6 protein-coding genes are annotated in these 13,350 nt (G+C 27.1%); all 6 read right to left on the bottom strand.

Translation table 11 applies throughout. The annotated features are described in order from the left end of the window. Positions 1-15: 15 nt before the first annotated feature. Complete coding sequence (gene brxL / locus H9660_RS02180) at positions 16-2,064, bottom strand: protease Lon-related BREX system protein BrxL (RefSeq protein WP_191748102.1); 2,049 nt, start codon at positions 2,062-2,064, stop codon at positions 16-18. A gap of 18 nt (positions 2,065-2,082) precedes the next feature. Then, positions 2,083-4,635: a BREX-1 system phosphatase PglZ type A gene (gene pglZ / locus H9660_RS02175; RefSeq protein WP_191748100.1), complete on the bottom strand. Its 2,553-nt coding sequence runs from the start codon at positions 4,633-4,635 to the stop codon at positions 2,083-2,085. A 120-nt stretch (positions 4,636-4,755) separates the two neighbouring features. After that, on the bottom strand, positions 4,756-8,415 hold the full coding sequence (pglX, locus tag H9660_RS02170) for a BREX-1 system adenine-specific DNA-methyltransferase PglX (protein WP_191748098.1): 3,660 nt from the start codon (positions 8,413-8,415) through the stop codon (positions 4,756-4,758). Positions 8,416-8,470: 55 nt separating this feature from the next. Further along, on the bottom strand, positions 8,471-12,058 hold the full coding sequence (gene brxC, locus H9660_RS02165) for a BREX system P-loop protein BrxC (RefSeq protein WP_191748096.1): 3,588 nt from the start codon (positions 12,056-12,058) through the stop codon (positions 8,471-8,473). Between the two features lie 20 nt (positions 12,059-12,078). Next, the gene (locus H9660_RS02160; protein WP_207729389.1) at positions 12,079-12,639 is read right to left on the bottom strand and encodes a DUF1788 domain-containing protein; all 561 of its coding nucleotides are present in this window, start codon (positions 12,637-12,639) and stop codon (positions 12,079-12,081) included. Between the two features lie 18 nt (positions 12,640-12,657). Further along, positions 12,658-13,254 carry a DUF1819 family protein gene (locus H9660_RS02155; RefSeq protein ID WP_191748094.1) on the bottom strand — a complete coding sequence of 199 codons (597 nt, stop codon included), beginning with the start codon at positions 13,252-13,254 and terminating at the stop codon, positions 12,658-12,660. Between the last annotated feature and the right edge of the window lie 96 nt (positions 13,255-13,350).

Raw genomic sequence — 13,350 nt, 5'->3', positions numbered from 1 at the left:
TTATCGATATAAATACTAGTTAACTCCTAATGCTTTAAATACAGCATCAATTGGATCTGAATAGAATATAGGTTGTATTTTTATTAATAATTCTGCTGGAACAGTTTGAAAATCAGTAATGGAACCTGCTGGAATTAATACTTTTTTTGCTCCTGCATCTACGCATACCTGTATACAATTGGCAAATTCAGCTACCTTCATTAAGGTTCCACCATAGTTCATATTACCCAATACAATTAAAGATTCTTGGACTGCTCTTTCTAAAGAAGCCGAACACAATCCTATAAATTGTGCTACTGCAAGTTCAGCAGTAAGCCCTATCCCCTGTAAGTCACTTATGTGCATTAAATAATCTTTAGTTTTAATAGAAATTGACGCACTAACGCCTTTACTATTGGCAGTAAAATATCTAAAAGCTGTATCAAGACTTTCTTTGGCTTCTCTATCAGATCCAACCCCTGATTTTTCAAACTTACCACATCCTGATACTACTTGATTTTCTATTTTGTAGACACCTATCATTCCATTATTTGAATGTCCTACTGTATATATATGTCCTGGCTTTCCTAATCCTTCTGGAATTAATTTTCCTCCACCTTGTTCTGGCACAGATACATATTCCTCTTGCATAGTTTCTCTATCTATATAGGAAAAATTCACATCATAAAATTCCATACCACCAATTTTCTTTAGCTGTTCCTTAACTCTTCTTCTACCTACTAAAGCGTACTTTAATATTTCTTCTATATCCTCCTTATTAAATTCACCATTAGGATATATGAGTTTTATTAATCCTGATACGGTTTTTTTAACAGCAATTACATCTCTTTGATTTAAATTATTACCCAATTTAAAGTATTTATCTAATGTATCTGTAAATGTACGTTTTCTCATTTCTCTAAAAAATTCAGATATATAGTCTGAAATAAATCCATATTTGTCTGTAAGTAGTTCTGGCCTCATCTTTGGTATTTCCCATCCTGGCAAATAAAAATGAATTCTATCAAAAAAAGCGGAATCACTAGACATTTCTTCTGGAAATGGTGCAAATAAATGAGAGGTTTTTATTAATGTATCTACACTTTGATTAATATTACCTACAAAAACCATTGATGCTGAAGCATTTTTTTCTTCCTTTCCTCTCGCAAATGATCCTGATGCCATATAATCCTTCATTATTTGAATGCCATCTTTATCTTTAAACCTTATACCAGCAACTTCATCAAAAGCTACTGTATCCCACATTCCAACAAGTCCTACTTTTCTTGTAGACATATTATAGAATAAATTAGCTACCGTACTTTGCCCACCAGATACAAGTATAGAATTTGGAGAAAGCTCTTTATATATATGAGATTTTCCTGTACCTCTTGGTCCAAGTTCACACATATTATAGTTATTCTCCACTAAAGGAACAAGCCTTAATAATATGTGCCACTTTACATTTTCCTCTAATTGAGTTGGCTCCATTCCTGTTGATCTTATAAGTAAATCAATCCATTCTTTCTTAGATAAACCTTTTCTACCTTCAAATATCTCTTCAATATCCATATTAGGCATTTGAATAGGCTTTAAGTTTGATATGCTAAATGGGCTCATATTTTTAGCTTCTTCATCAAAGTAATAATCCATTTTTAAAATACACCATATACCACCTTGAAGCAGCTTGTCATATTCTTTTACATAATGAGGTGATATTGGTACTCCATTTAAACCTAAATTTGAAAATTCTGCTTCATAAATATCCTTTTTCTCATTTAATTTAACTGTTATTTTATCAATAACACTATATTGTCCTAGTTCTCTTATCTTTGATTTTATCTTCTCAGCTTCATCTGGTCTTACATAATTATCACTTAGTATGCTTTTAACTCTCTCTATTCCAAGTTCTATTGTATCTTTATCATCAGTTGCACAATACATTCCAAGTAAATATTCAAGAACATAAACAGGGACATTGAATCCCTGTTTCATAGATTTAGTTAAGTCTTTTCTAACTGTTCTCCCTAAAAAATATTTGTTTACTTTTTTATCCAAATCAAATTCAACACCTTGTTCTTCCATTTACTACTCCCCCCTTTTTTAAAAGAAATCATCAGCTATTGCTATATCAATAATAAATGCTATTTCATTTACAATAATATCTTTATCTAAGTTTCTAACTACTAATCTATAATTCTCTCTCTTGCTATAATTTTTTTGTTTAAGTTTCATCCTTACAATGTGATTTCTCTCATCTGGTCTATCATTCTTACTATCAGCTATAATTTTTTCTTTATTTGATATTATATTATCATCAGCATCAACCATATAAACTTCATATGTTGCTGATATAAATTCTTCAGATACCTGTTCTACTTGAAAAAATGTTAATCCAAACTCTGGTGTAGTAATCCTATTTCTAGTACTTAATAATTTTAAAGTAACATCTTTTGACTCTTTATAATTTTTATATGTTGATCTCTTATGTTTATAGAAAATAAGTGGCACTATAACTTCTTGTAGTGTAGTTCCTCCATGAACATAATTAGATCCTCCACCTTGAGTTTTAAATCTTATATCTGATTTAGGAATATAAGCAAACATTCCTTTATTTTCCTTCCCCAAATAATCAAGTCTTATTTTGAATAAACCATCCATATCTATATTCTCTTTTGTTATAATACTACGCCTATTTCTATCTATAATATTAATTTTTTCTTTACTTATTTTACTTGACTCCTCTAAAGGACTTCTTTGATATAAGAATCCATGGTCTGAAGTAACAAATATATTTACTCCTCCAAGCCATCCTGTTATCTTTTCTCTTAGCCAAAGTATTTCCTCTATAGCTCTCTCTGCTGCAATAAAAGTATCTTTCTCTGTATTAGCCTTATCACCAGTAGCATCTATAATATTATGATATATATATACTAATTTGTAACCTTTTAGTAATTCATTAAAATCTACTTTATTCTTAGGAATATTATTAAATTCTATTGCTATACTATTTTTAAAGTTATTAGTTAATATATTCTTTCTATTTTCCAAACCTGCACTGTCATTTCCGTCAACAAATACTCTCCCTGTATCTGTTATAGATATATCTTTATTAGGTAAAAGTGATGCCATTCCTATCTTAGTTATGGATGGAATTGAAGTTATCATTGGTTGAATTTCACTTGAACCGACTACTATTTGATTAAACCTATCATTAATCTCTGTTCCTATTTCATATCTTAAAGCATCTGATATTATAACAAATACCTTATTACCATCATCAAGCATTTTATTTATTTTTTCTTTATAGAAATCTCTTTGATTAATTACCCCTGGAACTCCCCAGTAATTCGTGTATTCATCAGTAAGTTCATAATTCCAAGCAGTCAATAATTCTGATAAATACCAATTTACATAAATGTTTTCAACAAGGCCTTTAAGTCTGTTCATTATTTCACTTTCAGGTCTTATATCATAGTTTAAATAAAACTTTCTATAATAATAATCAAATATATATAACTTCTCTGAATATTCCTTAACTAATTCAACTGCTTTCTTTTGAATAATGCCATTTTTATATTCTCTTTTAAGTCTTGCCATTTCCAAGTAGCTCAACAACGCTTCATAAATATTTTTATAGTCATCATAGAAATTTTTAGTTCTTCTTGAACCTATTAAACTAATGAAATATTCATAATCTTCTCTTTCATCTTCAAGACCAGAAAGGATATATTTTATTATTTCTCTATCAAAAATTTTCAATATATCTATATCTTTAAATTCTTCTATATCGAGCTTTTCTATAACACTAGATATATTTAAATCTTTTTCATAGTTATCAGCATATTCAATATAATAGTATGATTGTGATTTATGATTTATCCAATGATCTATAAATACTATACAATTAGGTTTACTACTTCCTATATAGCTTTTTAAACTACTTAATTTTTCTTCTTTTATGAAACTGCTTAAAGCCGTAGTAACTATTAAGTTAAATAATTTACTTAAGCAATTACCCTTAAGGTTATATCCATAGTATAACTTACAATAATCCCAGAATAATTCTTCTACTCCATAGTTCTTAATATCATTATACATAGGGTTTTCTTTTTCGTTTATTCCTTCACAAAGTATTGATTTAACTATCTCTTCAAAATCTAATATTTTAACTTTACTTATAGATGCTAGTATTCCTAGCTCTAAAGTTTTATTTTCATTTACACTACTTACTAACTTTCCAAAATTACTACAGTTTTTATCTATTGAGAAAAATCCTTTATATTTTGAAAATACATGCCTTAAATTATCTTCTATATTTAAATCTCTCATAATCATAGAAGTTTTATCAGCATAAAAGCTCTGACTATATAATGTTATATCAGTAATCCAGTTATTATTTTCTTCTTCAAGTTTATTAATATATATTAAGTAATTACTTTCTGTATCTTCTTCTTCTAAAAGATACTTTGTATAAAAGTAATTATCATCTGATAACTTATGAATTTTCACATTATCTATAACAACTTTATCTATAATATCTAAAAAATCTTTATCATAATCATACCAAATGATTATTTTTCTTGTTTCCCAATACTCTGGAGGCTTTGAAAATTCTTCTTTTAAAGCCTTAACAATATTATTTAGTTCACTCATTATTTCCTCCCATTATAATAATTCCTTTTCATATTTTATCCAACATCACTACTTAATATTATATAGAATGTATTAACAAATACAAAGAAAAAGAGCCAAAAAGCCCCTTCTCTTATTGCTCTATTTTATTTTACTCACTAAATCACCAAATAATCCATGGTTATAAATAACCCCATCATCTAAATCAATTTGAATTTGCTTATCTGCCATATGACGTAATTTTTCATGGAATACCTTAAGTTCATCAATTTGTTTTTCTACAATTCCAAGCTTTTTCTTAGCATCCTTTTTATCCTTAATAGTTGCGTCGCTATTTAAAGTATCCATTAAATCTTTTTGCTCTACTTCTAATTTATTTTGGAGAGGTTGAACATAATCAATTCTCATTTTAGATAATAAATTTTTATCTATTCTATGCATATAAACTAAGCAATTAAAGGCTTTATTCTTACCAGAAGTAAATAGCCAATATATAGGACGTTTCTTATACATTTTACAATGCTCGGTAAAGAATTCATTAGCAAAATATCTTCTTATAGCTTCTTTTGAACTTTCATTAGATTTCTTTCCAATAGATTCAGCAATAAAATCTATATTTTCTGAAAAATATTCATCACCAAATGTAACTTTTAAAAATTCTTCAAATCTAAACATAACATCATCTTCAAAATATTTAGTTTCACTATTTAAAACTGGAATTATGTTATCTTCATCTGGCATAAATTTGTTATACTTACTAAGATCAAATTTCCCACCTGCGAAAATGAGTCCATCTTTATCTTGTGAATATCTTCCAAATACACAACCTATAAAATATGATAAAAGTGATTTTATATCTGTATCAACATCTGCTCTTCTTATTGTTATATGCTTCTCTTCCACTTCTGGGGTTATATCTTTTTCAAGACCATATATTTCTATAAATATTTTATTTAAAACTTCCTCATTATTCTTTATAATATAAAATTCATTTTCAGTGATTTTACTCCAATTATTAAAAGCTTCTTCTATCTTCCCATTACTTTTATATATCAATAAAAAATGCTTCTTAAAATCCCATGATGTTTCAAAAGAATCCCAATCATTTATACTTATTTTTACATTCTGTTCAACTAAATCTTTAATAGTAATTTTAGTATTTTCACTTATTCTTTCTTCATTAATATATGGTAGATTATTAATATCTTTATTTTGGACAGAAATAGTTGGATTAAGCATATCTAAGAATTTTTGAATAACTTTTGAATTTGTCAAACCAAGAATAAAAAACATATTTTCTTCTTTAGGAAACATCATAGGCCCCTTATTAGAATCAAATAAAAATCCTTTTTTGCTATATCTAAACGAATTTAAACCTGCAGTAAGCCCAGTCCAAGTTATACCTTTATTAAAATATTTATCATAACCATTAAGAACTCCTGTATCTTTGATTTCCTCACCATTTTTATAAAAATTTACAATAAGCTCATTATTTCCATACCACCTTCTAAATGCACCTCCCTTATTATATGGGAACCATTTTAATTTCGATAACTTGCTCATTTCCGTATCAACTATATCAAATCCTATATTTTTATTTGATACTTCAAACCAAAACTTTAAAAATCTTTTATTATCACCAGTTTCTAATCCTCTTCTTGCTAGTGTAATATCTGAAAGTTTTTTATTATTTTTAAATATTTCATTAATCTTGCTACTTGCCCAAAAAGCTATTGGACTTCCAGGTATATTTCTGAAGCTATTACTATTTGTGCTATATCTATAGCTTACTTTTGGATTTTTTATTGCTTCTAATACTTTTTTAGGTTGGTTGTCTGCTCCTCTAAAATCTGATAACTTAATATATTCACCCAAAGTGTCAGTTTTATACTTTCTAGTAGTAAATGTACATACTTGCACACAAGCTTCTGGAAATGCATTATATTCTAATTGAATCAAAGTAGAAATTTCCAAATTATCAATTACAAACTCTCTTAACTCAGTATACGATGTTATAAACATCCATGTATATGGTGTTAGAAATCCTAATTGTCCATTTGTACTAACTTTTCTAAAACAATGCTCCATAAACGCTGAAAACAAATCTGATTTCGTATTTTCGTATTTTTTATTTATATAATTTGATAATATAGGGTTCATATATTTACTCGCCATATATGGTGGATTAGTAACTAAAATATCATATGTTTTCTCCATTATATTAGATTGTTTTATCAATTCTTCTAATATACCTATCCAATTCTTTTTAGTATTTTCTCCCCAAATATCTACTATTTCAATATTTTTGTTAATTTCATTGTCAAACCCATCCAACTGCGATTCTTCTTTTATTTCTTCTAATCTTTTTTCTAAAAATTCTCTATCAAACCCCTCTATTTTAGTCAAAGAACCAAATGTATTTGCATTTTTCAAGCTCTCTACAAATGCTTTTAAATTATCATAATTTTCTCCACTTTCTTCACCAGCTAAGAAAGCTATATTATCATGTAATGATGAATTCTCATCTTCATATAAAATATTAGTTTCTTGTATACAAGCTACATTTAATTTAATGTATTTTCCGTCTCTATCAACCGTTCTTTCTATTTTTCTCAAAAGAAGTTTATCATATGACATACCTTTCATTATTACAGAGAAACAAGCTAACTGATAAGCTCTTCTATCTATATCAAGTCCATATAGATTTTTCTCTATAATATGCATTGGTATATCTCCTCTTGAGTATCCACATCTACTATATATCTCATAAAGAACATCAAACATATAAACAAGTATATGCCCAGAGCCACAAGCTGGATCAAAACATTTAATATCTTCAACTTCTAATTCTTTATTTAAATAAGGTGCTATTTTTTCATCAAAATTTGGTTCTTTTTCAGGATTTTCTAAATAAAATTCCCAATTTTCTTTTAAATCCTCATCTTCTTTATGCGATTCTATCCAATATCTACCAAGTGTATTTTGAACCATATATCTTACAATCCAATCTGGTGTAAATAATTGAGTTGCAAATGGTATTTCATTCTTTTTATATTTTTTTTTGGCCTTAATAACCCTATCTTTTTCTTCTGAGATATAATATTGATATAACCATCCTATTATTTCAACATTACTCCAATCATCTTCTGTTATACTTTCAATATCTATTAAAGTCTTAAAGAATTTGCTACTTATAACACCTGTAGGAAATAATAATTCTGCATAATGTCCTATTTTTTCAAACATAAATGGTAATGATTTATTTAATTCACTACATTGAAGTTCAACTAAATAACTATATAGTTCTTCATTTTTATTAGCAACCTTTAACTCATAAACTAAATTTTTATCAATTGGTAAATTAACATTCATCGCTTCTGTTATAATTTCTGGAGTATTACTTCCATCCCTTGAAGCTAAAACATTCACCCTACTTTGAAGATACCCGTTTACCTCCATATATCTTAATGCAACAAATCTATTAAACCAAGTATAAGCAACTTCTTCTATTACTTCATTAAATCCGTCTCTATCTTCTTTATTTATCTTTTGAATTTTATCAATTAATGCAGTTCTTTGACTTGCTTCCTCTTTAGATAAAGTTCTTTTTTGATTATTAAACTCTATTATAACATCTTCATTTTTTATAAAGGTTTTATCTCCTTTAGTTTCCCTGTCTTTATCGGAAATATCTTTTGTTATACCATATAAAGATGCTTTTAATGATATTTTATCTCTTAACTCATTTCTTGCATCAACAGCAAACTTTTTAAGTAAAGCTTTGTTTAAAGTCTCGCTCATATTATCCTCCAATATTTATAAGTAAGGAGATGATACTCTTCCCTCCTATAATCTTTTAATCTTCTATTTCAATCTCTTTATTGCTTCTTATAATCTTTTTAAGCTGCATTGATAATTCTCTTATATAAACATCAACTTCTTGCTCGGTTTTAATAGATTTAACATTTAACAAACTTGATACTTTAACTTTTTCTATTACTTTCTTAGGTCTTTCAACAGGAACATTACAAATTGTGGCTGTATTAGTAGTATTTAAAGATTTAGTTTGTAACTGCTTATCCCTTTCCTCTGTCGCTTTAATATCTTTAGCTATTATCTTCTCAAAGTTTTCCCTTTTTCTACTACTTTGAGTTATTTTAGCATCAATTCTATAAATATCTTTTTGTTCTCTTACTTCTGATATTAATAAATCATATTCACTTATTAATCTATCCTTCGTACTATAAGAAACCCCATATTGATTTGATTGAAGTTTTAAGAATTCATAATCAGAATTTACAGAGCTTATTGCTTCTTCTCTCTTTTCTTCAAGCTTTTTCTCTAATTCGGCTTCAATTTCATCTACAAATGATATTATTTTTCTTATATCTTTATAAGGAATTGGATTGTTTAATATTTTATTTAGCTTTTCTAAATTGATTAATATATCCTCAGTTAAATAATCTTTGTTATTTTGGCACTTTTCTGATGTTAATAACCCTTTATCAAATATCTCTCTTTGATTATTAAAGAAATCTATAGGTAATTCTACATCCTGAACCCATTCTAAAAGTTCAAGTTCATTATTAATTAACCAATTAAATAGTGATATATTCTCCCTAAATTCCTTTGATTCATTAAATAACTTTCTACCTTTTTCAAATAATGATTTTCCTGGATACTTTTTGTTAGTGTATAGTTGTAAGTTACTTTCAATATTCTCCAGCTTTCTTTCTATACTTTTTCTTAATTCCTTAGCTATCTCATCTTCATTTCTACTATCTGACGTTTCTTTAAAAAGCTCCATTGATATGTTTTTAACTTGATTTACTATTCTTTCATCAACTTTAACTTTTTTATTCACAATAACTCTATCTATATTAGAAGTTTGTGTTAAAGCTTCTGCTGTCTTTCTTGGTTCATCAACAGTTAAGAATTCGCCATTTAACTTACATCTAATCTTTTCATCAACTAATAATTTAGCTAAAACCCCTGCAACATCTAATGAATCCCAACCATATGGCTGTGTTGTAAATCTGTTAACTAAAGATTTTACTCTAACTTGCTCCATTGATTCTGTAAGCTTTATAAAATCATCAACTTCTTTTTCTGCTATTTCATTATTATACGATTCTACTGATCCTAATGTTGTTTGTTCTTCACTTGTTTTTAATATATATATAATATCATCTATACTTTCAGTTTTAGTTTTAATATAATCAATATTTAAATAAACAAACTTACAAAGATTACTTAATGCATTCTTAATCTTATCTGCTGCTGAAGCACCTTTTATATCTACTTTTTCACCATAAATATAAAACTCCGCTTCCATTATTGCATTTTCTAATTTTGACAAGCAAGTAGTTCTTCTTTGTCTTCTTTCATCTTTCTTATCTGCAATAATCTTTTGCTTATTAGTTGGTAAGTTATCTATATTAGTTTTATCTATATATGACTCTATTTTCATAGCTTGAGTTAACTCATCAATATACTCACCATCTTTTAACTTAATAATAACTTCCTTATTGTTATAGGAATCCATTTTTAGTGCTTCATCACTTTTAAAATAGTTATCTGCAAGTCTTGATAATATACTTACTCCAAACTCGTGTACATTGTTTCCGCTTGGTATTCCATCCATTTTCTTATTATAATCTTTATCATATTTAAGCTTATTATTTGTTATAAATCTAAATTTCTTTTGATCGTATATTTGCTTAAATATATAGTCACTAAGCTCCTTACTTACTTTGATATCCTCTACCTTTTCTAAAGCAATATCTCTATTAACATCTTGTTCGTCATCAGTTAAGAATACATAAACATCTCCACTTTTTTGGATAAGGTTTTCATCTTCGATCTTTTTTAATGCTTTTTCTACTTTTAGCCTTAAGCCTTGCTTATCAACATTTATATTATCAATCATTAACGTTGTTATATTTTCTAAATTAGCTGGTAATTCATCATTTAGATATTTAAGCATAAATAAAAGCTTTAATACTCTTATATTAAATTTATCATCTTTCAAATATACATTCTTTGTTGCTGCTCTATCAATAACTCTTGTTATTGTTGGATTTAAAAATTCAACTATACTTTCATAGAATATATCAAATGGTATTAATAAACCTTCATCACTATTACTATAAATTTGAACTGATTCCTTAAAAGCTGATAGCATTGAACGTTCTCCCTCTGATAAATGCTTACCAGAGTTACCATGCTTTCTTACTTGCTCAAATACGCTTTGTAAAACTTTAAATTGATATGGTACAAATGGATATGTTTCAATAAAATCATTTTCATCTGAATAACTTAACAAATCCTTTCTTGCTCCGTCAAAGCTTATAATATTCCTTAATGTTGTATTTTCTTCTCTGTAAATATTACTTAACAGCATTTTAGTATTTTCTGTTTTTTCTAGAATTCTCTTTTTTATAACTTCATCAACACTCATTGAAGACATAGATAGCTTAGTGTCAAATCTTCCTTGTATTTTTGAGAAGTCATCTTCTTTTACATTAGTACATACAGCATCAATTTTTTCTTGTGATGTTACTATAACCCATGCTTTTCCTTTACATTCACTACTTAATTTCTCAGTAATAGTTTGAAGGTTTAACATTAAACTTCCATTATTACCAATATACTGACCAATTTCATCTGCTAAAAATATCAAATGAAAATTATCACCTTTAGTATCTAAATATTCTTTAACTTCTTTTGCAAATGTTTCTATATCAACAGAATAGTTAACTACAGAATTTTCTAAGTATTCAATAGCATCTTCATTCGGTATATTCATTGAAACTGCTATAGCTTCTGCTACATACTTTTTATCTAAGAAAAAACCATTTCTCCTATCTATCCACTTAAATCCTCTTATTCTTTCAAATTCAAGCTTAAACTTATCATATACACCATCCTTTATAAGGGTTCTTTCCATATTAGCAACACCTGGAATAGTATCACATAAACCTCTATGTTCATCGAATACTTTTATAAATACTTTTAAAATAGCATTTTCCTTACCCTTATTATCTACTGGTGATTTTGAATCTATATTAAATAATATAGTTTCAGTTTCTATTTTACTAATCCTTTGTATTTCTGCAAGTAACATTGGATCTTCTATCTTACTTTTGAAGTAATCAATAGCTTTTTTCTCACCTACAGATTTATTAGATAAAAGGTATGATAAAATCTTTAAAAAATGTGATTTACCACTTCCAAAGAAACCTGATATCCACACGCCCATCTTAGTAGTATCTCCATCTACTCCCTTGGCATAATTATTGTAAAACTTAGATAAATGCTTTGCTATTTCTTTAGTTACAACATACTCTTCAAGTTCATTATCTATTTTATCTGTAAAATCTACTTTTATAACTCCATCAATATCTCTTTTAATGTCTCTTAAAAACATATTTTCTATTTTCATTATTTAATCCCCCTATATACCTAATCAGTTATTGGAAATGCTCTATAATAATTGTCGTCCATAAATTTATTAAACAAAGTTAAATCCTGCCCAGTATATTCCCCTGGATAAAACATGACTAACGGTTTTTTCCCTAATACTGAATGTAATCTGTTTAAAATGTTATGTGAACGCATAAATGGATATATTTTACCTACTCCAGTAATAAATATTACTTTATATGAATCAAAATCTTCTTTTATCTTATTTACATACATTTCTTGACTAATAAATGAAGTTATAGCCCTAAATATATAATCCTTATCATCTGTTTTTTCCATATCCATTATCTGTTCAAATATATCCTGTTCATTTAAAAACTGTATAAACATTTTATACAAATCATACTCTTTTATATAATTATCATCTGCTCTATTAAAATCCTTTATTATTAGATCCTTATAATATCTAACTTTAATTTCATCCTTAGGATTATAATCAAAAACATAAAAACTTAAGTCATTTCCAGTACCCCTTCCATTTAGAAATTTATCATCTTTAAGTTTTTCCCGAACTTCCTTAAATCTATCATCCAATTTCAAAAGCTGTCCCTCCCTAATCTATAGGTTTTCTCCCATGGCTAATACATATTTTGCATCGCCTTTCTTTACTAGGTATTCCTTTAACCCTTGTGACATAATTAATTTATGTACTTCTCCTGTTTTTAAATTAAGAATCTTCGCCTCACTTAATATTTTTTTAATTACTTGCTTCAATTTTTGAATAGTTGCATCAGACCACTTTGTGATCTCTTCATTTTGTTCAGCCTTATGTTCAAAATAAATATTTATATCCTTTTTTTCTATTATTTCAGAATTATTTTGTAACTTTTCTTTTACCACTTCATTCATAAATTCAAAGAAAAGTCTATCATTCTTCATAATTGCATATAAATTTATTACAACTCCATCCACTAAAGGATCATCAATTAGTATATCAATTAACGTGTTGTCTAATACATTTACTCGTTGTAATAATGGAGTTAATCTTCTAGTTATGCTAGATTTAAATTTATATTGAAATAAATTTTCTTCTAAAACTATTTTTCTTATATCTTTATCAGAAAAACCTTCTCTTTTTAATTTTGCTATAATTTTAAATTCATATAATAAAAATGATTCTCCAGTTAGTTTTGCACTATATTCTTTATTATTCATATAAAATTCGCACCATCCTTTAAAATAATTTTATCATACATTTCAATAAGCTATAACACTATAAATAAAAACATTTGTATTTAAATTAAATAGAAA

The sequence above is a fragment of the Clostridium gallinarum genome (genome assembly GCF_014836325.1).
GTDB classification, from domain to species: Bacteria; Bacillota; Clostridia; order Clostridiales; family Clostridiaceae; genus Clostridium; species Clostridium gallinarum.
The sequence above is the reverse complement of the archived record's forward strand: the minus strand, read 5'-3'. Positions and strand labels throughout refer to the sequence as shown.

Excerpts from the sequence above, each read along its gene's own strand:
- pglZ (WP_191748100.1), bottom strand. The coding sequence starts at position 4,635 with ATGAGTGAACTAAATAATATTGTTAAGGCTTTAAAAGAAGAATTTTCA.
- brxC (WP_191748096.1), bottom strand. The coding sequence starts at position 12,058 with ATGAAAATAGAAAATATGTTTTTAAGAGACATTAAAAGAGATATTGAT.
- brxL (WP_191748102.1), bottom strand. The coding sequence starts at position 2,064 with ATGGAAGAACAAGGTGTTGAATTTGATTTGGATAAAAAAGTAAACAAA.
- pglX (WP_191748098.1), bottom strand. The coding sequence starts at position 8,415 with ATGAGCGAGACTTTAAACAAAGCTTTACTTAAAAAGTTTGCTGTTGAT.
- H9660_RS02155 (WP_191748094.1), bottom strand. The coding sequence starts at position 13,254 with ATGAATAATAAAGAATATAGTGCAAAACTAACTGGAGAATCATTTTTA.